Source organism: Burkholderia sp. USMB20, from assembly GCF_000949135.2.
Classification (GTDB): Bacteria; Pseudomonadota; Gammaproteobacteria; order Burkholderiales; family Burkholderiaceae; genus Burkholderia.
Map to the genome: position 1 here is coordinate 731,634 of NZ_JTAN02000012.1, position 24,164 is coordinate 755,797.

Sequence of the window (24,164 nt, forward strand, 5' to 3'; positions counted from 1 at the left end):
GCGCAACGGGTAAGCGCGGGCTAGGCTGCCGGCCGCCGCGCCGCTACACTCCGACGATTCCCGTCGTCGCGCTCGCACCACTCCATCATGTCCGCCACCGTCCGCTCATCGTCCGCCGCGCTACAGGGCGCGCTCTATGTCGCGTTGTCCGCCGCCGCGTTCGGCGCGATGGCGATCTTCGGCCGCTATGCGTATGCGGCCGGCGTCGACGTGCTCGGGCTGCTGATCGTGCGCTTCGCGATCGGCGGTGCGATCCTTGCCGCGATCGCGCGGCACCGCCGCGTCGCATGGCCGCGCGGCCGCACGCTCGCGCCGCTCGTGGCGATGGGGGCGCTCGGCTACGTCGGGCAGTCGTTCTGCTATTTCAGTGCGCTCCAGCATGCGCAGGCGAGCCTCGTCGCATTGCTGCTGTACCTGTATCCGGCCTTTGTCACGCTGCTGGCCGCATGGTGGCTCGGCGAGCGCCTCACGCGCGCGAAGGCGGTCGCGCTCGTGCTTTGCGTCGCGGGCTCCGCGCTGATGGTCGGCGGCGGCCACGGCGAGCCGCTCGGCATCGCGCTCGCGCTGGCCGCCGCGGTGATCTATTCGCTGTACATCGTCGGCGGCACGAAGGCGACGCGCGGCGTCGATCCGCTCGCGACGACCGCCATCATCTGCCTGTCGGCGACCGCGACGCTCGTCGCGATCGCGATCGTGCGGACCGCGGCGTTCGGCGCGCCGCCGCGCTGGCCGGCGACGGCCGGCGGCTGGGCGTCGATGCTCGCGATCGCCTTGGTGTCGACGGTCGCCGCGATGCTCGCGTTCTTCGCCGGGCTCGAGCGGCTGGGGGCCGCGCGCACGTCGATGCTGTCGACGCTCGAGCCGGTCGTGACGGTCGCGCTCGCGGCGCTGCTGTTCGGCGAGGCGCTGTCGCCGTTGCAGTGGATCGGCGGCGTCGCGATCCTCGCGGCCGTGCTCGCGCTCGTGCGCGCGGGCGGCGCGGCGGCCGACGACGCGACGGCGACGTCCAACGCATAGCAGGGCAGGGACAAGCCGCGGGCGCCGCAATGGCGTCCGCTGGTCGTGCCGCGCGCTGCCCTCGGCACGAGCGGCACGAGCGGCACGAGCGGCCGCGTGCAGTGCGTCAGCCGCGGCTGACGCTCACTCGTTCGGCGGCGGCGTCTTCGGCCGGAATTCGCACAGCGGCTCGATCGCGCAGTGCCAGCATTCGGGCTTGCGCGCCTTGCACACATAGCGTCCGTGCAGGATCAGCCAGTGATGCGCGTCCTGCAGGAATTCCTTCGGCGTGAACTTCTCGAGCGCGGCCTCCACGGCCCGCACGTCCTTGCCCGGCGCGAGCCCCGTGCGGTTCGCGACGCGGAAGATGTGCGTGTCGACCGCGATCGTCGGCTGGCCGAACGCGGTGTTCAGCACGACGTTCGCGGTCTTGCGGCCGACGCCCGGCAGGCTCTCGAGCGCTTCGCCATCGGCCGGCACCTCGCCGTCGTAGCGCTCGAGCAGGATGTTGCACGTCGCGATCACGTTCTTCGCCTTGGTGCGGTACAGGCCGATCGTCTTGATGTAGTCGGCGACACCTTCTTCACCGAGCGCGACGATTTGTCGCGGGGTGTTCGCGACCGGGAACATCTTGCGCATCGCCTTGTTGACCGACACGTCGGTCGCCTGCGCGGACAGCATCACCGCGATCAGCAACTCGAACGGCGTCGTGTATTCGAGCTCGGTGGTCGGATGCGGATTGAGGCTTTGCAGCGTTTCGTAGATCGCGCGTCGTTTCGTGGCGTTCATGGACGGTTCTTGTCGGGCGGCGCGGACGGGCCGTTCCGGTCGTCGTGGTTCGGATCGTCGCGGGTGTCGCCGGCGGCCTCGGCGTCGCGCTGCGCCTGCTGTTCGGCGAGCCGCTTGCGGCGGGCTTCGGCCGCGTCGATCTGCGCCTGCACGGCCGCGCTCACGCCTTCGGTGTTCTTCGGCCCGGCGCCTTGCCCGGACAGTTCTTCCTTCTTCTTGCGTGCGCGTTCGAGCGCCGGCGGCGATGATCGCGCCGCTTTCTCGCGTCGGCGTCGTCGGCTGGTGCCGCGCCCGTGCGCCGGCTGTTCCGCGGCCGCGCGCAGCCTTGGCCGCGCCGGCGCCGGCGCTGCCGCCGCGCGGGCGGCGGCGCGCCTCGGCGGCTCGCGCTTCGCGACGCTGGCGCGCGAGCCGGCGGTCGTGGCGCTCGCCGCGCGGCGTCGCCTGTTCCTCGCGACCACGCGTCCAGCCGGTGCGCTTCCGTCGGTCACGGGGACCATCGCGATGCAGTCGACCGGGCAGGGCGGTACGCACAGGTCGCAGCCCGTGCACAGCGATTCGACGATCGTGTGCATCTGTTTCGGTGCGCCGATGATCGCGTCGACCGGGCACGCCTGCATGCACAGCGTGCAGCCGATGCACAGGCTTTCGTCGATGAACGCGACGGCGCGCGGATGCTCGGCGCCGTTGACGGGATTCAGCGGGATCACGGGCTTGCCGAGCAGGCGCGCGAGGCGTGCGATGCCTTCGGCGCCGCCGGGCGGGCACTGGTTGTAGTTCGCGTCGCCGGCGGCGATCGCTTCGGCGTACGGACGGCAGCCGTTATAGCCGCACTTCGTGCATTGCGTCTGGGGAAGCAGATCTTCGATGCGATCCGCGAGGGTCTTGGAATCGGTCACGGTGACAACGGGCGCAGCAGCGCCGAATGGCTCTCGGCCGCGTCTGGCGCGGCCGGAAAGGTTTGCCAAACCTTGATTATCGCCGATTTCCCGCATTGCGCTGGACGCTGTCTGTGCGCATAATCGAACCGCTTTTTTGCAGGGGCTCAGCAGGAGGGCGGCCGCATGCGGCGCGCTCGTTCCAGGGCAGCCGGCGCCGAGGCGGTGGGGGTGCCGGTCCGGATCAGGATCACGCGGCTCACATAGCAAAACGCCACCATGAATCAGCCAAAAATCAAAAGAGATCCTGAAGGTACACGCCGCCGCATCCTGATGGCGGCAGCCGAAGAGTTCGCGGGTGGAGGGCTGTTCGGCGCACGCGTCGACCAGATCGCGCGCCGGGCCGAGACCAACGAGCGCATGCTCTATTACTACTTCGGCAGCAAGGAGCAGCTGTTTACGGCCGTGCTCGAACACGCGTTCTCCGCGCTGACCGAGGCCGAGCGCGTGCTCGATCTGGATGGCGTCGCGCCCGTCGAGGCCGTCACGCGGCTCGCGCATTTCGTGTGGGACTACTACCGCGATCATCCCGAGCTGCTGCGGCTCATCAACAACGAGAACCTGCACGAAGCGCGCTACCTGCACAAGTCGACGCGGATCCGCGAGATGATGTCGCCGATCGTCGCGAAGCTCGGCAACGTGCTGATGCGCGGCCAGAAGGCCGGGCTGTTCCGCAGCGACGTCGATCCGCTGCGCTTCTACGTGACGCTGTCGGGGCTCGGCTATTACATCGTGTCGAACCGCTTCACGCTCGCCGCGACGCTCGGCCGCGACTTCAGCGAAGCCGACGAGCGCGCGGAGATGGTCAGGATGAACACCGAGTTGCTGCTCGCGTATCTGCTGCGGCGCTGAGTCGACGAACCGTCGAACCGACGCGCCGATGAACCGACGCGTCGATGAATCGATGAGTCGCCGCGACCGCGACCGCCGGATAAAAAAAACGCCGCCGTGCGCAAGCAACGGCGGCGTTTTTGCGTCGGGACGCGGTGCGTCAGGCGGCCTTGCGCGCCCGCGCGGGCTTGGCGCGCGTGCTGCCTGCGCGTTTCGCGGCAGGTGCGGCCTTCGCGACGGCCGTCCTGGCGGGTGCGACCGTCACGGCCGGCGCTTTCGGGCGCGTGCGTTTCGCGGCGGTGGCGCGCGCCGTCGTTTCAGGCTGCGGCGTGGCGGCCGGCACGCCGCCGATTGTGGTCGCGTCCTGTGCATCGGGAGGCAACTTCGTCGTGCCGTTCTTCGGTTCCGGCGCATGCTCGCGGATGAAGTCGCGCAACTGCGGATAGATGATCGTGCGCCAGCGGCGGCCCGAGAAGATCCCGTAGTGACCGCACTTCTCGGCGGTCAGGCTGCGGCGGTCGTCCTGCGGGATGCCCGTGCACAGCTCGTGCGCGACGTGCGTCTGGCCGCTGCCCGAGATGTCGTCGAGTTCACCCTCGATCGTCATCAGCGCGGTGTGCTTGATGTCCTGCGGACGCACGCGCTCGCCTTCGACATCCCACGTGCCTTCCGCGAGCCGGAATTCCTGGAACACGACGCGGATCGTCTCGAGGTAATACTCGGCCGCCATGTCGAGCACCGCGTTGTACTCGTCGTAGAAGCGGCGGTGCGCCTCGGCGTCGTCCTCGTCGCCGCGCAGCAGGCTCTGGTAGAAGTCCCAGTGCGATTGCGCGTGACGTTCCGGGTTCATCGCGACGAAGCCCGTGTGCTGCAGGAAGCCCGGATACACGTGGCGGCCTTCGCCCGGATAGTTCGCGGGCACCGTGTGGATCACGTTGTTCTCGAACCACGCGGTCGAGTGCTGCGTCGCGAGCGAGTTCACCGACGTCGGGCTGCGGCGCGCGTCGATCGGGCCGCCCATCATCGTCATCGTGAGCGGCGTGTCCTCGCCGCGGCTCGCCATCAGCGAGATCGCCGCGAGCACCGGCACGGTCGGCTGGCACACGGAGATCACGTGCAGGTTGCGCGCGCCGATGTGGCGGATGAATTCCTGGATGTACGCGATGTAGTCGTGCAGGTGGAACGGGCCGACCTCGACCGGCACCATCCGCGCATCGATCCAGTCGGTGATGTACACCTTGTGATCCTGCAGCAGCGTGCGCACGGTGTCGCGCAGCAGCGTCGAGTGGTGGCCCGACAGCGGCGCGCAGACCAGCACGACCGGCTCGTCCTTCAGCTGCGTGACGGCATCGGCGTCGTCCGAATAGCGCTTGAAACGCAGCAGCCGGCAGAACGGCTTCTCGATGATCGTCTGCTCGACGATCGGGATGTTGTGGCCGTCCTTGACGATCTGGTGAATGTTGAATTCGGGCTTCTCGTAATCCTTGCCGAGCCGGTACATCAGTTCGTACGCGGCGGCCATCCGCGGCGCGCCGGGCATCAGCGAGAACGGGCTGGACGGATTGGCGAACGACTTGGAGGCGGCCTGGGCCCAGGCCGTGAGCGGGCTCAGCATCGCCCGCTGGAATTCGTGCAGTTGGTAAAGCATGCAGACTACTCCCGCTTGGGGGACGGTGCGCAGGGGCGTGTGGCGTCGCGGCGTGCCGTGTGGGTCAGCGACCGGCCATGTTGCAGTGCGGCCGGACAATCGAGTCGATCATATCGGACAACGATCAATGTTGCAATGCAACATTTTTCCGATTTTTCATCAAACGTTTGCGAATTGACGATCTCTGAAGAAGCCGCTCCACCCCCGGTCAGCGCCCCGTCGCCACGGCCGGCGCCGGCTGGCCGGCCGCGCGCGCCATCGCCTCTTCGTGGTGCATCAGGTTCATCGCGGTATGCACGAGCGCCACGTGCGAGAACGCCTGCGGGAAATTGCCGACGAGCCGGCCATCGACCGGATCGTATTCCTCGGCGAGCAGCCCGAGGTCGTTCGACAGCGCGAGCAGCCGGCTGAACAGCCGATGCGCGTCGTCGATCCGGCCGAGCAGCGCGTAGTTGTCGACCAGCCAGAAGCTGCACGCGAGGAACGTGCCTTCGCCCGGCGGCAGGCCGTCGTCGTACTCGGTCGTGCGGTAGCGCATCACGAGGCCGTCGTGCAGCAATTCCCGCTCGATCGCGTCGACCGTGCCGACGATGCGCGGGTCTTCCGGCGGCAGGAAGCCGAGCAGCGGCAGCAGCAGCACGCTCGCGTCGAGCTCGTCGCTGCCGTAGCTCTGGGCAAACGCCTGTTTGCCTTCATGCCATGCGTTGTCGCACACGTCCGCGTGGATCCGGTCGCGCAGCGCGCGCCAGCGGTCGAGCGACGCGGGCAGCCGGAACATCTCCGCCGACTTGATCGCGCGGTCGAACGCGACCCACGCCATCACCTTCGAGAACGTGAAGTGGCGGCGGCCGCCGCGCGTTTCCCAGATGCCCTCGTCGGGTTCCCGCCAGATCTTCTCGAGATGGTCGAGCAGCGAGCACTGGACGGACCACACCGTGTCGTCGGCCTGCAGGCCGCCCACGCGCGCGAGGTGCAGCGCGGCCATCACTTCGCCGAACACGTCGAGCTGGAGCTGGTTCGCGGCGCCGTTGCCGACGCGCACCGGTTTCGAATCCTGGTAGCCGGGCAGCCAGTCGAGCTCCATTTCCGGCAGCCGGCGCTCGCCCGCGATCCCGTACATGATCTGGATCTGCTCGGGCGAGCCGGCCATCACGCGGCCGAGCCACGTGCGCCACGCGCGCGCCTCGTCGTAATAGCCGCCGCGCATCAGCGCGAGCAGCGTGATCGTCGCGTCGCGCAGCCAGCAGTAGCGGTAGTCCCAGTTGCGGTTGCCGCCGATCTTCTCGGGCAGCGACGTGGTCGGCGCCGCGACGATGCCGCCGGTCGGCTCGTAAGCGAGCGCCTTCAGGGTAATCAGCGAACGGCGCACGGCGGCCGCGTAGCGGCCCTGCACCTGGCAGCGGCCCGACCATTCGAGCCAGTAGTTCTCGGTGCGCGCGAGCATCGACAGCGGATCGCGCGCGGGCGGCAGCCGCAGGTGCGACGCCGCATAGCTGAGCGAAAACGGCACACGTTCGTCGGCGCTCACCGTGAATTCCGCGAGCGTATGGAGGTTCTTGCCGGTGAGCGGCACCGGCGTGCGCAGCACGACGGTATCGGGGCCGGCGATCGCCTTCATGCCGTCCTCGCGCGTCAGCTGCGTGACCCACGGGATCGAGAAACCGTAGTCGAAGCGCAACACCAGTTCCATGCGCATCTTCATCGTGCCGTGGCGGCCGACGACGATCCGCACCAGTTCGGACCAGCCGTTGCCGGGCGGCATGAAGTCGATCACGGTGACCGCGCCGTCGGCGCTTTCGTAGTCGGTTTCGAGGATCAGCGTGTCGCCGCGATAGCGGCGCGTCGTGTGCGTGATCGCGGCGTCGGCGGCCGGCGCGAGCAGCCAGCGGCCGTGCTCGGGCGTGCCGACCAGCGCCGCGAAACAGGCGCCCGAATCGAAGCGGGGCCAGCACAGCCAGTCGACGGAGCCGTCTTTCGAGATCAGCGCGGCGGTATGGCCGTCGCCGACGAGGGCGTAGTCTTCGATCAGGGCGGGCATGGGCAAGCGGTCCTTGGATATTCGAGTTCACGATGCAGGGCTGCGGCGCCCGGGCTTCACGCGCCGGCGTCGCGCCCCGTATACTCGCCCGGGCGGCGGAGCGCATGAACGGCCGGCGTTTCGTCCTATCTCAACACTTGAAGCGACTCGATGCAAGGAGGATTCAATGCCCAACCGTTTACGCGAGCGTGACGCGCGCGCTTCGACACGAGGGTTCCCGCTTAGGTTCGCTCACTGGATGAAAGGTTTCGCGCTCGTGCTTTCCTTGTCCGCGACCCACGCCTTCGCGCAACAATCGCCGGCACCGGCCGACGGCGTCTACAACCTGCTCGTCGGCACCTATACGGGGCACGGCAGCGACGGGATCTACGTGTACCGCTTCGATACGAAAACGGGCAGCATCGCGCCCGTATCGTCGGCGAAGACCGTGAATCCGTCCTACCTGTTGCCGAGCCGCGACGGTCGCACCGTCTACGCGGTCAACGAACTGCCCGGCGACAACGGGCCGGCCGCGCAGCGCGGCGGCATCAGCGCGTTCGGCTTCGATCCGAAGACGGGGGCGCTCACGTTCATCGACCGCGTGTCGTCGGAAGGGAACGATCCTTGCTATCTCGCGCTGTCACCGGACGGCAAGTACCTCGTCACGGCCAACTACTCGGTCGCGGCCGATCCGGGCGGCAGCTTCGCCGTGTTCCCGATCCGCGACGGCGGCGCGGCCGGCCCGGCCGTGCTGACGGTGCATCACGAGGGCAAGGGGCCCGTGAAGGGACGCCAGGACGGCGCGCACGTGCACTCGACGGTGTTCTCGCCCGACGGCCGCTACCTGTTCGTGCAGGACCTCGGCGCGGACAAGCTCTACGGCTACCGCTACACGGTGGACGGCAGCCGCGGGCTGATCAGCCCGACCGACACGCGCTACACGCCGGTGAAGGCCGGCTCCGGCCCGCGTCACATGGTATTCAGCGCGGACGGCCGGTTCGCGTACGTGACGAGCGAACTCAACGCGTCGGTCGAGGTGTTCGGCTACCGCGACGGCAAGCTGACGCCGGTCGAGACGCTGCCGATGACGGTGCCGGGCTTCAAGGGCAAGGTCGGCGGCGGCGCGCTCCACCTGTCGCCGGACGGCCGCTTCCTGTACGCGAGCAATCGCGGCGACGTGAACGAAATCGTGATCTACGCGGTGAACCAGGCCGACGGCCGGCTGAAGACCGTCGGGCGCCAGTCGAGCCTCGGCAGGACGCCGCGTGAATTCCTGATCGATCCGACCGGCAAGTGGCTGATCGTCGGCAACCAGGACAGCGACGCGTTCTACGTGTTCAGCCGCGACGTCCAGACGGGGCAGCTCGGCGCGAATCCGCAGAAGGTCGTGGTCGGCAGCCCGGTCGACTTCAAGCTGGTGCCGGCGGCGCTGTAAAGCGCCGTTCATGAAAAAAGGGCGCTGCCGAGGCAGCGCCCTTGTTCGTCCGGGCGGCCGCTTGCGCGGGGCGCCCGGATCGATCGTCGGCGGCCGTGCGGCCGCCATGCTCAGTCGGCCGCGGCCGGCACGAGCACCTCGCGGCTGCCGTTGATGCCCATCGGCGACACCAGTCCGGCCGCCTCCATCTGCTCGACGAGGCGCGCGGCGCGGTTGTAGCCGATGCGCAACTGGCGCTGCACCGACGAGATCGACGCGCGCCGCGTGCGCACGACGAACGCGACCGCTTCGTCGTACAGCGGATCGGCCTCCGCATCCGGCGCTTCGCCGAACAGGTCCTGCGTCGCGCCGTCGGCGGCCGGGCCGTCCAGAATCCCTTCCTCGTACTGCGGCTCGCCGAACTGCTTCAGGTATTCGACGATCCGGTGCACTTCCTCGTCCGCGACGAACGCGCCGTGCACGCGCTGCGGGTAGCCCGTGCCCGGCGGCAGGAACAGCATGTCGCCCTGGCCGAGCAGCGATTCGGCGCCCATCTGGTCGAGGATCGTGCGCGAGTCGATCTTCGACGACACCTGGAACGCGACGCGCGTCGGGATGTTCGCCTTGATGAGGCCGGTGATCACGTCGACGGACGGGCGCTGGGTCGCGAGGATCAGGTGGATGCCGGCCGCGCGCGCCTTTTGCGCGAGACGGGCGATCAGCTCCTCGATCTTCTTGCCGGCGACCATCATCAGGTCGGCCAGCTCGTCGATCACGACGACGATCAGCGGCAGCTTCGACAGCGGCTCGGGATCGTCGGGCGTCAGCGAGAACGGGTTGCCGATCTTCTTTTCCTTCGCCTCCGCGTCGCGGATCTTCTGGTTGAAGCCCGCGAGATTGCGCACGCCGACGGCCGACATCAGCCGGTAGCGTTTCTCCATTTCGCCGACGCACCAGTTCAGTGCGTTCGCCGCGAGCTTCATGTCGGTGACGACCGGCGCGAGCAGGTGCGGGATGCCTTCGTAGACCGACAGCTCGAGCATCTTCGGGTCGATCATGATCAGCCGCACGTCCTCGGGCGTCGCCTTGTACAGCAGCGACAGGATCATCGCGTTGATCGCGACCGACTTGCCCGAACCCGTCGTGCCGGCGACCAGCATGTGCGGCGCCTTCGCGAGATCGGTGACGACCGGGTGGCCGGTGATGTCCTTGCCCATCGCGATCGTCAGCTGCGACGCCGAATGCTGGTATTGGCGCGACTCGAGGATTTCCGACAGGCGGATCATCTGGCGTTTCGCGTTCGGCAGCTCGAGGCCCATGCAGGTCTTGCCGGGAATCGTCTCGACGACGCGGATCGACGTGAGGCCGAGGCCGCGCGACAGGTCCTTCATCAGGCCGACGATCTGGCTGCCGCGCACGCCGAGCGCGGGTTCGATCTCGAAGCGCGTGATCACCGGGCCGGCCGATGCGCCAACCACCGTCACCGGTACCTTGAACTCCTGCAGGCGCTGCTCGATGACCTGGGCCGTCTGCGCGAGGTGTTCCTCGGTGATCGTTTCGACGTCGTCGGATGCGGGCTCGAGCAGGTCGAGCGTCGGCAGCTCCACGTTGAACGACGCGGGTGCGTGGAATTCGAACGCGTTCGGGCGCGGCTGGCGCGCGGGCGCGGCCGATGCGTCGGCGGCCGGGGCGCCCGATTCCGCCGGTGCCGGCGGCACGGTGGCCGCGGGAGGCGTTGCGGTCGGAAGCGGCACGGTCGTGGCGGCCGGGATCGTGATGCCGGTTGTCGCGGGCGTCGTGCCGATGTCGGACATGGACCAATTCGCCGGCGCAGCGGCGGGAGCCGGCGGGGTGGTGAACGACGGGGCCTGCGGCAGCGGTGCGGACGCGATGGATTGCGCCGGTGTCGCCGTGTCGACGGAGCCGCCCGGCGCGGAGTAGGTCGGCAATGCCGAGACCGACGAGGGCGCGGAAGTCGGCGACGCGGCCGGTGCCGTCGCGGCCGGGGCAGCGGCGAAGGAGGCCGGCGCGCCATTTGTCGCGGCAGGCGTGGCGCCGAACGCGGCGGGCGCGGCAACGGCGACCGTGTTCGTCGGGGCGAGTGTGCCGGAAGACGATGTCGGGGCGATGGCAGTGGCAGCGACAGGCGCGGCGCCGGTTGTCGTCTGCGTCGCTCCAGTCGTCGCGGCCGGCACACCGAATGCCGAACCGCCAGGCATGCGGGTGGTCGATGCTGCCGAAGGCGTCGCCGATGCGGTCGACGTTGCGGCCAATGCGCTGCCCGACGAGGCGAAAGACGCGGCGGCAGGCGACACCGGCGTGCGTTGCGCAGGTTGCGATCCGGTTGCGCTGAAGGACGTGCCGGTCGATGCGGGCGCCGTGGCGGCTGCCACGGTCGGCGCGGATGCGAAAGGCTGCGCGGTGGCCGGGCCGGATGCGCTCGCCGCAGACGTCAGGCCGGAAGCCGCAGCCGCTGCGTTTTGCGCGGCCGCAAAAGGTTGTGCCGTTGTCATGCCGGCAAACGCAGGCGCTGCGGCGACAGGTGTGCTGTTCGGCGTGTTCGCGGGCACCGGCGCGGCAGAACCGGATGCGCTGCCGACGGGCGACGACGCGTCAGCTGCCGAGGTCGTCTGCGCACCAGCGAAGGGCTCAGCGGACAAAGGCTTCGACCATGATGCGGAGGAGGGCGCGGCGTCGACGGACGCAGGTTCCATGACCGCGGTGGCCGGTGCCGCCGGTGCCGGTGGCGTGGCGCGTTGCATGCCTGCAGGCAACGGAGCGGTTTCGCTACCGTGCTTTGCTGTCGCGTGCCAGACCGTTCCCGTCACGGCGCCGGCCGGTGCCGTGTTCGACGCGGCCGAGGCTACCGTCGTCACGGCTGCGACGGGCATCGCATCGGCACGCGGCTGCGTCGGCGTTGCCGCGATCGACGAAGCGGAGAGGGGAGGCGGCGTGACCGGCCGGACCGGCTTCACGACATCCTGCGTCGCGTGCGCGTGTTCTTTCGCAACGATCGATACGTCGGTATCGGCAAGCGCCGTAGCTTGCGATTGGACCTGGCCGGCAATTCCGGCGGCCGTTGCCGCATCCTTCGCATCGACGGTGCGGCCCGTGGCGCTTACGGTCGTCGTGACAGCGGCCGAGGGCGTCTCGACCGCTGTGCTCGCGGCCACCGACTCATCCGCGTCCGACAGTGGCACGGCAAGCGGGCTTTGATGCGACGCGCCGAGCCCGGAAACCGGCGGGCTGACGATGTCTTCCCAAGGCGCAAAGTCGATCGGGGCATCGAATGCCGGCGCGGCAGGGGCATCGGAGTCGTGTCGATGCTCGCCGTCCGCGTGACGCGTCGGCCCATCGGTTTCGACGCCGGGATCCGGCATGGCATGCCGCACGGCCTCGCCGAACGCCGGGGTACCCGTATCGATAGCAGGCACGCGTCCGCCCGGCTCGGCCGGCATGAATGCATCCAGCACGATCGGTGCGTCGTCGGATGGCGTCACGGCCTCGTCGAATGCCACGCCATCCGTATCGACAGCAGGCACGCGCATGCTCGGCTCCGCCGGCATGAATGCATCCAGCACGATCGGTGCGTCGTCATAGGCCGGCGCGGCTTCGTGCGCGTCCGGACGGACTGCGTCGCGGGGCGTGGCCTGATGCGCGTCCGCAACGATCCCGGCCGGTACGGCCGTCGACGCGGCGACGCTGCCCGCCGCTGCAACCGCGCCGGCCACGGTCGCCGCAGCGGCCGGCGCCGACGACGCATCGGCCTGCCGCACACCGTCCAGCGTCGCCCACTGCGCGGTACTGGCTTCGATCGAGCGCAGCGTGTCGTGAACGCTCGGTGCCGGCGTGATCGGCTCCGCGGGCTGTTGCACCCACGCATAGAGCGGCGCGGTGCGGGGGCCGGCGGCGCGGGGCGGCGTCGTGCGGCGTCCGGCGACTGGCCGGCGGCGCCGACGCCCGTCACCGGGCGGCGGCGTGCGCGGCGGCGTCGCGGCGGCCGGGCGCGGCGTGACGCGGTGCGCGGCGCGCCGGTTGCTTCAGCGCGGGCTGCGGCCGGTCGCGCGGCGGTCGGTTGCGGCCGAACGGGCTCGAACCCGGCGCAGCGGGGCCGGACTGGGGCGCGGCACCTGGCTGTTCGCGGCGGCGCGCGCGAGGCTGGGCGGTGCGCCGGTCGTCGGGGCGGCATGGCGCTCGTCGCGCCCGCTGCGGCGGCGGGGGCGTGCGATTGGCCGACGTCGGCTTCAGCCAGCCGTCGGCGCGACCGGCTCGGCGAGCGGACGCGGCGCGGGCTTGCTGCGCGGCTTCGGCCGCGCCTGCGGATCGGGCTTCCACAACGTCGGGGCGCGAATACCGGGCCGTTCTGCCGCGGCGCCATCGAGTTGACGGTATGGGCGGTGGTCGGCTGCACGATGTCGTCGTCGCGATGCAGCGCGCTGCGCGGCAGGTCGGCAACGCCGCGCACGTCGTCGTCGACGTCGCGCGCGAGCTTGACGCCGAACGACGTGTCGACCCACGCGGCGAACTGCCGCCAGCCGATGCCGGTCAGCCACGGCAGGCCCGCGAAGAACAGCACGACCATCGCGACCGGCGTGCCGATCGGGCCGAGCACATGCGCGAAGCCGTTCGAGAACGCGTGGCCGAGCGCATTCGAGTCGGGGCCCGACAGCGGGCTCGTCAGCGCGCAGCTCGCGACGAACACGGCCGCGAAGCCGAGCCACAGGCGAATCGAGCCGCGGCCGGCGAGTCCGCCGCCGCCGGGCAGCATCGTCTGAACGAGACGCCAGATGAGAAGGAGGAACCAGACGGCGGAGATGCCGAACCAGCCGAAGACAACCGTGTGCATGCTTTGATGAAACAGGAAGAGGGCGGGGAGCGCGGTGCGCGACCCGCCGAGTTTAACCGGCCGACGAACAGGACTCTAAGGCAGTTTGAAGGCGTCGAAGCGCTTCCGGGCCGCGGGACGCATGCGTCCGGGATCCGCGCGCGGCGAAGGCGGCCGATCGGCCTTCGCCCGCGCGCTGCATCAGGGGCTCCGGCGCGTGAAGGTCAGCGTCGCGCCGGCTTCGGTCACGATCTGCAACTGCTGCGGCTCGCGCATCTGCACGCCGGTCTTCCCGATGTGCGCGAGCGCATCGAGGTACGCGTGCTCGAGCTGGCCGCCGAGCGTGTTCGGGCATGCCATGCGCGTGCCGGCGAGCGGCCCGAAGCTCAGCAGGCCGTTCTTGAGCGCGTAGGTTCCCATATAGCGGTTGCAGCCCGAAAAGCCGCTGGCGCGCCGGACGCCCGCTTCGGTGGACAGCGCGAGCTTGATCGGCTCGCCGTTGTCGCCGTGCGGAATCGTGCGCGGCGTGCCGTCGGCGTTCACCCAGCTCGTGAGCTCCCAGCTCGTGTCGTCGAGCAGCTGGACGGCGGCGGGGTTGTACGGATCGGGTGCGGGGGCGGCGGAATCGGGGTGGGTCGGCATCGCGCAGGCGGCGAGAAGCGTGGCAAGCGTCAACGCGCAGAGCGGCGCGCGCAGCGGGCGAAGCAGGCCGGTGCGTGCGCGTGCGGCGGCGGACAGGTGGGACATGAGCCTCGTTCCTCATCGGATTCTGATCAAGGCGTAAGAGTAACGCACCCGCCCCGCGCGAGGCGAGCCGACACTTCGCGCGTGAAAACGTTCGCAATCCGCCCGCGAGCCTCGCGCGGCGGGGGGCGATGCGACGAAACCGGCCGGACCGGCGCGGGTGCGCGTGAGGTGTGCGTCGGGTGTGCGTGTTAACATCGAAGCCGTTTTCGTCCTCCAACAGAACCAGCGGGAAATCACATGCAGATCGGTCAGCGGCTCGGTACGCCGCTCTCACCCTCGGCCACGCGCGTCATGCTGCTCGGCGCGGGCGAACTCGGCAAGGAAGTCATCATCGCGTTGCAGCGGCTCGGCGTCGAAGTCGTCGCGGTCGACCGCTATCCGGACGCACCGGGCCACCAGGTCGCGCATCGCGCGCACGTGATCGACATGACCGACGCCGCCGCGCTGCGCGCGGTCGTCGAGGCCGAGCGTCCGCACCTGATCGTGCCGGAGATCGAGGCGATCGCAACCGATGCGCTCGCGGCGATCGAGGCGGCCGGCCTGGCCGAGGTGATCCCGACCGCACGCGCGACGCAGCTCACGATGAACCGCGAAGGCATCCGCCGTCTCGCGGCCGAGGAACTCGGGCTGGCAACTTCGCCGTACGCGTTCGCCGATTCGTTCGACGCGTTCAGCGCGGCCGTCGCGAAGATCGGCATGCCGTGCGTCGTGAAGCCGGTGATGTCGTCGTCGGGCAAGGGACAGTCGGTCGTGCGGACCGAGGCCGACGTGAAGCCCGCCTGGGACTACGCGATGGCGGGCGGCCGCGTGAACCACGGCCGCGTGATCGTCGAGGGCTTCGTCGATTTCGACTACGAGATCACGCAGCTGACCGTGCGCGCGATCGACCCCGCGACGCTCGAGACGCGCACCTACTTCTGCGAGCCGGTCGGGCACGTGCAGGTGGCGGGCGACTACGTCGAATCGTGGCAGCCGCAGCCGATGAGCGCCGTCGCGCTGGAAAAGTCTCGCGAGATCGCGCACAAGGTGACCGAGGCGCTCGGCGGGCGCGGGCTGTTCGGCGTCGAGCTGTTCGTGCGCGGCGACGAAGTCTGGTTCTCCGAGGTGAGCCCGCGGCCGCACGACACCGGCCTCGTCACGCTCGCGTCGCAGCGCCAGTCGGAGTTCGAACTGCACGCGCGCGCGATTCTCGGGCTGCCGGTCGATCCGGCGCTCGGTTCGCCGGCCGCATCCGCGGTGATCTACGGCGGGCTCGACGAGCGCGGTATCGCGTTCGAGGGCGTGCGCGATGCGCTGGCCGTGCCGGGCGCCGACCTGCGCCTGTTCGGCAAACCGGAAAGCTTCGCGAAGCGGCGCATGGGCGTCGCGCTCGCGACCGGCGCGACCGTCGACGAAGCCCGCGAACGCGCGAAGCGCGCCGCGGCGGCCGTGCGGCCCGTGTCGGCACGCTGACCGGACCAGGAGAGCGCGATGGCGTCGACATGGCAGCGGATCGGACGGCTCGGCAAGCTGGGCGCCGCGCTGGCGCTGGTCGCGAGTCTCGCGGGGTGCGGCCTCGCGGCCGCGCCGTGCCGGGTCGCATCGGCCGGGCTGAAGATCGTGCCGCTCGTCGGCCACGTCGCGGCCGCGCCGACCGATGCGTGCGCCGACGTCATCGATCCCTGAGCGGCGAACCCTCGATCCGTAGCCAACCATAACCAACGACAATCGCGCGTCCCGCGAGGGCGCGTTTCCACCCGTCTCGTGAGAGGAACTGCATGATTCGCCACACCCTCGCCGCGCTCGCGCTGGCCGGCACCGCCGTTTCCGTCGCGCACGCCGCGCAACTGACCGTCGAGGAGATCGACGCCGATGCGCGCGTGCAGACCCTCTATCAGTGCGCGAACCAGAAGCAGCCGGTACGCGTGTCGTACTGGCGCGCGGGCAACGGCCAGAGCTTCGCACTGGTGCCGGTCAACGGGCAGCAGTTGCTGTTCGTCGATACCGTTTCGGCGTCGGGCGCGCGTTACCAGGCCGGACGCTATACCTGGTGGACGAAGGGCAAGGAAGGGACGCTGCGCGACGAGATCGCCGACCAGAACGCGGCACCGCTGCTGGGCGACTGCGTGCAGGTCGAGAAGAAGAAAAAGAAGAAGGGTTGAGCGCGGCGCGCGCGATCGGATACGCCGTGCGGGCGTGCCGGTTGCCCGCGATCGATTCGGGCGGCCGGGTTCGACCTCGGACCGGGCAGCGGAGCCGGCGGTGCTCGGGCTCGCCGGCCGGCGGTCGATTCCCCGCCGCAGATGCCCGAGATTCGACCCCGTATTTCGACCGCATCCGCCCCGCGCCCGGCCTGCCGGCGCACGCCGCGAGCCGCCGCCGGGGCCGTTCGCGGCGTTGTCACGGACAGATTGCTGCGCAGTGCTACAATACGGCCCTTTCCGCCGGCATTCGCGCCGAACGGAGTCCGCACGGCCTGTGGCGCCCGCTGTTCGAATTGAACCGGTCCCAAGCGCCAGAGCGGCGCCGCGCGGCGCGCCGCGGCTCCGTCTACTTCCAATGTGATGAGCGCAGGCCCGGCCGGCCTGACGCACGATGTCCCCGCCGCGCCTTTTGAGCGAAACGCCACCATGTCCGATTCTGTCGCCAAGCCAGTCGACGCAACCTTCGATCAATTCGGCCTTGCCGCCGATATCCTGAAAGCCATTGCGGAGCAGGGCTATACGACGCCGACGCCGATCCAGGCGCAGGCCATTCCGGTCGTGCTCGCCGGCCGCGACGTCATGGGCGCCGCGCAAACGGGCACCGGCAAGACCGCGAGCTTCTCGCTGCCGATCCTCCAGCGCCTGCTGCCGCAGGCCAACACGAGCGCATCGCCCGCGCGCCACCCGGTGCGCGCGCTGATCCTCACGCCGACCCGCGAGCTCGCCGACCAGGTCGCCGCGAACGTGCATGCGTACGGGAAGCACACGCCGTTGCGCAGCGCGGTCGTGTTCGGCGGTGTCGACATGAACCCGCAGATGGCCGAGTTGCGCCGCGGCGTCGAGATCCTGATCGCGACGCCGGGCCGCCTGCTCGACCACGTGCAGCAGAAGACCGCGAATCTCGGGCAGGTGCAGATGCTCGTGCTCGACGAGGCCGACCGGATGCTCGACATGGGCTTCCTGCCGGACCTGCAGCGCATCCTGAACCTGCTGCCGAAGGAACGCCAGACGCTGCTGTTCTCGGCCACCTTCTCGCCGGAAATCAAGAAGCTCGCGTCGACCTACCTGCGCAACCCGCAGACGATCGAGGTCGCGCGCAGCAACTCGACGAACGCAAACGTCACGCAGATCGTCTACGACGTCGCCGAAGGCGACAAGCAGGCCGCCGTCGTGCAGTTGCTGCGCGATCGCGGGCTCAAGCAGGTGATCGTGTTCTGCAACAGCAAGATCGGCGCGAGCCGGCTCGCGCGCAACCTCGAGCGCGACGGCGTGGTCGCGTCGGCGATCCACGGCGACAAGACGCAGATCGAGCGGATGCAGGCTCTCGATGCGTTCAAGCGCGGCGAGATCGAGGCGCTGGTCGCGACCGACGTGGCCGCGCGCGGCCTCGACATCGCCGAACTGCCGGCCGTGATCAACTTCGACCTGCCGTTCAACGCGGAAGACTACGTGCACCGGATCGGCCGCACGGGCCGCGCGGGTGCGACGGGCGATGCGCTGTCGCTGTGCAGCCCGAACGAGCGCAAGCAGCTCGCCGATATCGAAAAACTGATCAAGCGTCCGCTCGAGGTGCAGACGCTCGCGCTCGACAAGCCGGCGCGCCATCGTCACGACGACCGTGGCGGCGAGCGCGGGGGCGATCGTAGTGAGCGCGGTGATCGCGGCGGCCGTCGCGATCGCGACGAGCATCGCGGCGCGTCGGGGCGTCGTCCGGGCGGGTCCGAGCGCGGCCACCACCGTCGTCACGAGGCGCCGGTCGACGACTTCTTCCTGAAGCCGTACGAACCGTCGGCGCCGGCGAAACAGCCGGAAGAGACCAAGTCCGCGCAGCAGCCCGAGAAGAAGGGGCCGAAGCGTCAGGTCGCCGCGCTGCTGGGCGGCTTCGGGATGCCGCGCAAGCCGTCGGCGTAAGCGGGCGGTTCAGGCGGTCGGTGCGGCGCGCGAGCGCTGCCGCGGAAACGGGTGCATGCGATGAGCATGTGCCCGTTTTTCATTGGGCGAGACGATTCGTGAAGGAGTGGGCGAGATGGGCGACGACTTGCCGCGTGGGGCGGGGCAGCCTGCGGGACTACTCCGATGCCGTGTCGCCGGCGGGCGTTCCGTTCAGGCTGCCATCACGCTTGCATGCGACCGGACTCACCGCCGACGGACGCAGGAACGCGGTCGACACGAACGGGTGTCCCGCGAGCGCCTCAACCGGCGCGTGGCCCGAAGCGACGCGCCCACGCATCGGTCGCGGCCGCGTAGAACGCATCGAGCGTATCGATCGACGGATCGCCATCGGCCCACAGGCCGAGATGCGCGGCGGCGGCGCGCAGCGCCGGCAGCGGATCGTCGCGCTCGAGCGCGGTCGCGCCCGTCTGCTTGCTGAGCTTTTCGCCGTTCGCGTCGACGACGACGGGCACGTGCAGGTACGCCGGCGTCGGCACGCCGAGACAGCGCTGCAGGTAGATCTGGCGCGCGGTCGAGTCGAGCAGGTCGGCGCCGCGCACGACGTGCGTGATGCCCGCATCGGCATCGTCGACCACGACCGCGAGCTGATACGCCCATTGGCCGTCGGCGCGCTTCAGCACGAAATCGCCGACCTCGGTCGCGAGGTTCTGCGCTTGCGTGTGCTGCCAGCGGTCGTCGAACGTGACGAGCGCCGCGTCGCCGTCCGGCACGCGCAGCCGCCACGCGCGGGCGGGCTTGCCGTGCAGGCCGGTGCGGCAGGTGCCCGGGTAGGCGAGCGTCGTGTGGCGCTCGTGCGCGGCGCGCAGCGAATCGGCGATTTCCTTGCGCGTGCAGCCGCACGGATAGACGAGCCCCGCGGCGACGAGCCGTTCGAGCGCGGCCGCATAGTCGGCCTCGCGCGTGCTTTGCCACACGGGCGGCTCGTCGGGTGTCATGCCGAAATGCGCGAGCGTCGCGAGGATGTCGTCGGCGGCGCCGGGCACCGTGCGCGGGCCGTCGATGTCCTCGATGCGCACGAGCCATGCGCCACCGTGCGCGCGCGAGTCGAGCCAGCTCGCGAGCGCGCCGACCAGCGAGCCGAAATGCAGCGGGCCGGTGGGCGACGGCGCGAAGCGGCCGCGGTAGCCGTTCATCGGGACGCGGTGCGACGCGCGCTTACGCGGCGCTGGCTGCCTGCGCGCAGGCCGGGCACGACTTGCCGGGCACGTAGCTCGGCGCTTGCTGGGCTTCCGGCGTGACGACCGCGCGGCACGCGAAGCACGTGACGTTCTCGGTCGGCTGCAGTTGCGGGTTCAGCGCGGTGCGGTAGTCGAACACGAAGCAGTCGCCGTGATAGTGCGCGCCGCCGACTTCCTCGAAGTACTTCAGGATCCCGCCCTCGAGCTGGTACACGTTCTCGATGCCGATTTCCTTCATGTGGATCGCCGCCTTCTCGCAGCGGATGCCGCCGGTGCAGAACGACACGACCGTCTTGCCCTCGAGATCGGCGCGGTTCGCGTCGATCACTTCCGGGAACTCGCTGAACTTGTCGATCCGGTAGTCGAGCGCGTCGTCGAACGTGCCGACGTCCACTTCGAACGCGTTGCGCGTGTCGAGCATCACGACCGGGCGGCCGGCGTCGTCGTGGCCGCGGTCGAGCCACGCCTTCAGCGTGTGCGCGTCGACCGACGGCGCGCGACCGAGCTCCGGCTTGATCGCGGGCTTCTTCATCGTGATGATCTCGCGCTTCAGGCGCACGAGCATCCGGCGGAACGGCTGCGAGTCGGACAGGCTTTCCTTGAACTGCAGCGTCGCGAACTTGCCTTCGAACAGCGGATCGTGGCGGAGGTAGTCGATGAAAGCGTCGGTCGCGTCGCGCGGGCCGGCGATGAACAGGTTGATGCCTTCCGGCGCGAGCAGGATCGTGCCGCGCAGGCCGAGTTCGTTGCAGCGGGCGGTGACGAGCGGGCGCCATTGCTCGGTCGCGTCGAGCGACACGAAGTGGTAGGCGGCGAGGTTGACGATGGTCATGATGGTCCGACGGGAAAACGGCCGCGACCGTGCGGCGGGCGCACGGTGGCCCCGCAAAAAAAGGGTGCGAAGCCGGGGCGGTGATTCGAAAACCCGTATTATCCCGCAAACTGCACGTCTGCCGGCACCCGGCCGTTCGGCCGGCGTCGCGCGCATCGGCCGAACGGCCGGGCGCGGGGATTTTTTGGGCAGCCTGCGCGGCGACGCGGCTACAATAACGCCCATGTCAGATCCCCGCTTCGTCCATCTTCGCGTTCACTCCGAATTCTCGATTGCCGACGGCATCGTGCGTCTCGACGACATCGTCAAGGCGGCGGCCGCAGACGGCCAGGGCGCGCTCGCCCTCACCGATCTCGGCAACGCGTTCGGCCTCGTCCGTTTCTACCAGGAAGCCCGCGGCAAGGGCATCAAGCCGATCGCCGGCTGCGACGTCTGGATCACCAATCCGGACGATCGCGACAAACCGTCGCGCCTGCTGCTGCTGGTGAAGGACAAGACCGGCTACCTGAACCTGTGCGAGCTGCTGTCGAAGGCATGGCTCACGAACCAGTACCGCGGCCGCGCGGAGCTCGACGCGAGCTGGCTCGACGGCGAGCTGTCGCAAGGGCTGCTCGCGCTGTCGGGCGCGCAGCAGGGCGACATCGGGCTCGCGTTCGCGGCCGGTAACGAGGAGGCCGCGCGCCGGCACGCCGAGCGCTGGGCGAAAGTGTTCCCGGGCGGCTTCTACATCGAGCTGCAGCGTTACGGCCAGCCGGGCGCCGAGGCGTACATCCAGCAGGCCGCGACGCTCGCCGCGTCGCTGAAGCTGCCGGTCGTCGCGACGCATCCGACGCAGTTCATGACCGACGACGATTTCACCGCGCACGAAGCGCGCGTGTGCATCTCGGAAGGCGACATGCTCGCGAATCCGCGGCGCCAGAAGCGCTTCACGACCGATCAGTACTTCCGCACGCAGGACGAGATGGTCGCGCTGTTCGCCGACCTGCCGTCGGCGGTCGCGAACACGGTCGAGATCGCGAAGCGCTGCAACCTGAAGCTCGAACTCGGCAAGCCGAAGCTGCCGCTGTTCCCGACGCCGGACGGCATGTCGCTCGACGACTACCTCGTCCAGCTGTCGAAGGAGGGGCTCGAGAAGCGCCTCGAACAGCTGTATCCGGATGCGGCGGAGCGCGACGCGCAGCGCGACACGTACTACAAGCGGCTCGAATTCGAGTGCGGGACCATCACGAAGATGGGCTTCCCGGGCTACTTCCTGATCGTGGCCGACTTCATCAACTGGGCGAAGAACAACGGCGTGCCGGTCGGTCCGGGCCGCGGCTCGGGTGCCGGTTCGCTGGTCGCGTACGCGCTCGGCATTACCGATCTGGACCCGCTGCGCTACAACCTGCTGTTCGAGCGATTCCTGAATCCGGAACGCGTGTCGATGCCCGACTTCGACATCGACTTCTGCCAGCACGGCCGCGATCGCGTGATCCAGTACGTGAAGGAAAAATACGGCGCGGATGCCGTGTCGCAGATCGCCACCTTCGGCACGATGGCCGCGAAGGCGGCCGTGCGCGACATCGGCCGCGTGCTCGATCTCGGCTACATGTTCACCGACGGCGTCGCGAAGCTGATCCCGTTCAAGCCGGGCAAGCACGTGACCATCGCCGACGCGATGAAGGAAGAGCCGCAGCTGCAGGAGCGCTACGACCACGAGGACGAAGTGCACCAGCTGCTCGACCTCGCGCAGCGCGTCGAGGGCCTGACGCGTAACGTCGGGATGCACGCGGGCGGCGTGCTGATCGCGCCCGGCAAGCTGACCGACTTCTGCCCGCTGTACACGCAGGGCGACGACGGCGGCGTCGTCAGCCAGTACGACAAGGACGACGTCGAAGCCGTCGGCCTCGTGAAGTTCGACTTTCTGGGTCTCACGACGCTGACGATCCTCGACTGGGCCGAGCGCTACATTCGCCGCCTCGATGCGTCGAAGGCCGACTGGTCGCTCGCGCAGGTGCCGCTCGACGATCCGGCGTCGTTCCAGATCCTGAAGAAGGCCAACACGGTCGCCGTGTTCCAGCTGGAAAGCCGCGGGATGCAGGGCATGCTGAAGGATGCGCAGCCCGACCGCTTCGAGGACATCATCGCGCTCGTGTCGTTGTACCGTCCGGGCCCGATGGACCTGATCCCGAGCTTCTGCGCACGGAAGCACGGCCGCGAGAAGGTCGACTATCCGGATCCGCGCGTCGAACCCGTCCTGAAAGAGACCTACGGCATCATGGTCTACCAGGAGCAGGTGATGCAGATGGCGCAGATCATCGGCGGCTACTCGCTCGGCGGCGCCGACCTGCTGCGTCGCGCGATGGGCAAGAAGAAGCCCGAGGAGATGGCCAAGCACCGCGAGATCTTCGCCGAGGGTGCGGCGAAGAACGGCCTGACGCGCGAGAAGTCCGACGAGATCTTCGACTTGATGGAGAAGTTCGCGGGCTACGGCTTCAACAAGTCGCACGCGGCCGCCTATGCGCTGCTCGCGTATTACACCGCGTGGCTGAAGGCGCACCATCCGGCCGAATTCATGGCGGCCAACATGACGCTCGCGATGGACGACACCGACAAGGTGAAGATCCTGTACGACGATTGCGTCGTGAACAACCTCGCCGTGCTGCCGCCGGACATCAACGCATCGCATTACCGGTTCGAGCCGGTCGCCGAAGCCGACGGCAAGCGCTCGCGCACGATCCGCTACGGTCTCGGCGCGGTGAAGGGCAGCGGCCAGAACGCGATCGAGGAGATCCTGCGCGCCCGCGACGAAAAGCCGTTCACCGACCTGTTCGACTTCTGCGAGCGGATCGACCGGCGCGTCGTCAACCGCCGCACGGTCGAGGCGCTGATCCGCGCCGGCGCGTTCGATTCGCTGAACGCGAACCGCGCGCAGCTGATTGCGTCGGTGCCGCTCGCGATGGAAGCGGCCGACCAGGCCGAAGCGAACGCGATGCAGGCCGGGCTGTTCGACATGGGCGCCGAGTCGCCGCACGCGCATGCGCTCGTCGACGAACCCGCGTGGGACGACAAGCGCCGCCTGCAGGAGGAGAAGGGCGCACTCGGCTTCTACCTGTCCGGCCACCTGTTCGACGCGTATCGCGACGAAGTGCGCCGGTTCGTGCGGCAGAAGGTCGGCGACCTGAAGGAAGGGCGCGACAAGCTCGTCGCGGGCATCATCGCATCGCTGCGCACGCAGATGACCCAGCGCGGCAAGATGCTGATCGCGCTGCTCGACGACGGCTCGGGCCAGTGCGAGATCACGATCTTCAACGAGCAGTTCGAGGCGAACAAGGCGCTGTTCAAGGAAGACGAACTGCTGATCGTGCAGGGGCAGGCGCGCAACGATGCGTTCACCGGCGGCATCCGCTTCACGGCCGACACGGTGATGGATCTCGAACGCGCGCGCAGCCGCTACGCGCAGGCGGTGCGGCTCACGATGAACGGCAACGCGGATGCGGCGGCGCTGCGCCGCGTGCTCGAGCCGCACGTGTCGAAGGACGATTCGGCCGCGCCCGCGGTCGAGGTACCCGCGCCGCGCGGCGGCGGGCGCGACGGCGGCCGTCGCCCGCAGGCGCCGCTGCCGAACGGGCTCGCGGTCCAGGTTCACTACAGCAACGCGCGCGCGCAAGGGGAAATGCGTCTCGGTGACGCGTGGCGCGTGAAGCCGAGCGACACACTGCTCGCGGAATTGCGCGCGACGTTCGACGGCAGCATCGTCGAAATCACGTACTGACGGTCCCCGCCGGACGGTCGGTGCTTGCGCGGCCCGTCGCATCGCCATCGTGCGGTGCGGCG

The 24,164-nt window shown here is 69.4% G+C and carries 16 protein-coding genes and 1 pseudogene; 8 read left to right on the forward strand and 9 right to left on the reverse strand.

The features are described 5' to 3' along the window. Nucleotides 1-87 precede the first annotated feature (87 nt). Nucleotides 88-1,017 (forward strand): DMT family transporter, encoded by a 930-nt coding sequence (locus PL79_RS16680; protein ID WP_044846446.1) that lies wholly within the window; start codon nt 88-90, stop codon nt 1,015-1,017. A gap of 123 nt (nt 1,018-1,140) precedes the next feature. Here PL79_RS16680 and nth read toward each other — a convergent pair whose 3' ends face one another. Together nth and rsxB are read right to left on the reverse strand one after the other, a co-directional pair. After that, nucleotides 1,141-1,785: an endonuclease III gene (gene nth / locus PL79_RS16685; RefSeq protein ID WP_044846447.1), complete on the reverse strand. Its 645-nt coding sequence runs from the start codon at nt 1,783-1,785 to the stop codon at nt 1,141-1,143. Further along, nucleotides 1,782-3,113 carry an electron transport complex subunit RsxB gene (gene rsxB / locus PL79_RS16690; protein WP_442861559.1) on the reverse strand — a complete coding sequence of 444 codons (1,332 nt, stop codon included), beginning with the start codon at nt 3,111-3,113 and terminating at the stop codon, nt 1,782-1,784. The genes nth and rsxB overlap by 4 nt, the downstream gene beginning before the upstream one ends. On the opposite strand from rsxB, the gene PL79_RS16695 reads away from it, so the two are divergent. Beyond that, nucleotides 2,994-3,572: a TetR family transcriptional regulator gene (locus PL79_RS16695; protein ID WP_442861558.1), complete on the forward strand. Its 579-nt coding sequence runs from the start codon at nt 2,994-2,996 to the stop codon at nt 3,570-3,572. The two genes, rsxB and PL79_RS16695, sit on opposite strands and share 120 nt — an antisense overlap. Nucleotides 3,573-3,711: 139 nt before the next feature. On the opposite strand, the gene PL79_RS16700 is transcribed toward PL79_RS16695, so the two are convergent. Continuing rightward, the gene (locus PL79_RS16700) at nt 3,712-5,199 is read right to left on the reverse strand and encodes a polyhydroxyalkanoate depolymerase (protein WP_044849193.1); all 1,488 of its coding nucleotides are present in this window, start codon (nt 5,197-5,199) and stop codon (nt 3,712-3,714) included. 208 nt (nt 5,200-5,407) lie between these two features. Then, on the reverse strand, nt 5,408-7,237 hold the full coding sequence (locus PL79_RS16710) for a glycoside hydrolase family 15 protein (RefSeq protein WP_044849192.1): 1,830 nt from the start codon (nt 7,235-7,237) through the stop codon (nt 5,408-5,410). Nucleotides 7,238-7,403: 166 nt separating this feature from the next. Here PL79_RS16710 and PL79_RS16720 point away from each other — a divergent pair, with 166 nt between their 5' ends. Beyond that, on the forward strand, nt 7,404-8,651 hold the full coding sequence (locus PL79_RS16720; RefSeq protein ID WP_135801075.1) for a lactonase family protein: 1,248 nt from the start codon (nt 7,404-7,406) through the stop codon (nt 8,649-8,651). A gap of 110 nt (nt 8,652-8,761) precedes the next feature. Here PL79_RS16720 and PL79_RS37175 read toward each other — a convergent pair whose 3' ends face one another. From PL79_RS37175 to PL79_RS16730, 3 genes and pseudogenes are all read right to left on the reverse strand, one after another. Further along, nucleotides 8,762-9,025, reverse strand: a complete 264-nt coding sequence (locus PL79_RS37175) for a DNA translocase FtsK (RefSeq protein WP_409364700.1) — start codon at nt 9,023-9,025, stop codon at nt 8,762-8,764. Further along, nucleotides 9,022-13,476: pseudogene (locus PL79_RS37180) on the reverse strand (DNA translocase FtsK); the annotation flags it as partial. The gene PL79_RS37175 and the pseudogene PL79_RS37180, both read right to left, overlap by 4 nt. Before the next feature lie 180 nt (nt 13,477-13,656). Further along, nucleotides 13,657-14,202, reverse strand: a complete 546-nt coding sequence (locus tag PL79_RS16730) for an META domain-containing protein (RefSeq protein WP_044844729.1) — start codon at nt 14,200-14,202, stop codon at nt 13,657-13,659. Nucleotides 14,203-14,439: 237 nt separating this feature from the next. On the opposite strand from PL79_RS16730, the gene purT reads away from it, so the two are divergent. From purT to PL79_RS16755, 4 genes are all read left to right on the forward strand, one after another. Continuing rightward, nucleotides 14,440-15,654 carry a formate-dependent phosphoribosylglycinamide formyltransferase gene (gene purT / locus PL79_RS16735; protein ID WP_044844728.1) on the forward strand — a complete coding sequence of 405 codons (1,215 nt, stop codon included), beginning with the start codon at nt 14,440-14,442 and terminating at the stop codon, nt 15,652-15,654. Nucleotides 15,655-15,672: 18 nt separating this feature from the next. After that, a complete protein-coding gene (locus PL79_RS16740) occupies nt 15,673-15,867 on the forward strand; it encodes a DUF6726 family protein (protein ID WP_044844727.1) in 195 nt (64 codons plus the stop codon). Between the two features lie 92 nt (nt 15,868-15,959). Further along, nucleotides 15,960-16,343, forward strand: coding sequence for an MliC family protein (locus PL79_RS16745; protein WP_044844726.1), 384 nt, complete (start codon nt 15,960-15,962; stop codon nt 16,341-16,343). A gap of 402 nt (nt 16,344-16,745) precedes the next feature. Then, a complete protein-coding gene (locus PL79_RS16755) occupies nt 16,746-18,296 on the forward strand; it encodes a DEAD/DEAH box helicase (RefSeq protein ID WP_082088491.1) in 1,551 nt (516 codons plus the stop codon). A gap of 281 nt (nt 18,297-18,577) precedes the next feature. On the opposite strand, the gene gluQRS is transcribed toward PL79_RS16755, so the two are convergent. Further along, complete coding sequence (gluQRS, locus tag PL79_RS16760; protein ID WP_044844724.1) at nt 18,578-19,471, reverse strand: tRNA glutamyl-Q(34) synthetase GluQRS; 894 nt, start codon at nt 19,469-19,471, stop codon at nt 18,578-18,580. A 22-nt stretch (nt 19,472-19,493) separates the two neighbouring features. Beyond that, on the reverse strand, nt 19,494-20,348 hold the full coding sequence (locus tag PL79_RS16765) for a sulfurtransferase (RefSeq protein WP_044844723.1): 855 nt from the start codon (nt 20,346-20,348) through the stop codon (nt 19,494-19,496). Nucleotides 20,349-20,571: 223 nt separating this feature from the next. Here PL79_RS16765 and dnaE point away from each other — a divergent pair, with 223 nt between their 5' ends. Continuing rightward, the gene (gene dnaE / locus PL79_RS16770; RefSeq protein ID WP_044844722.1) at nt 20,572-24,102 is read left to right on the forward strand and encodes a DNA polymerase III subunit alpha; all 3,531 of its coding nucleotides are present in this window, start codon (nt 20,572-20,574) and stop codon (nt 24,100-24,102) included. Nucleotides 24,103-24,164 lie beyond the last annotated feature (62 nt).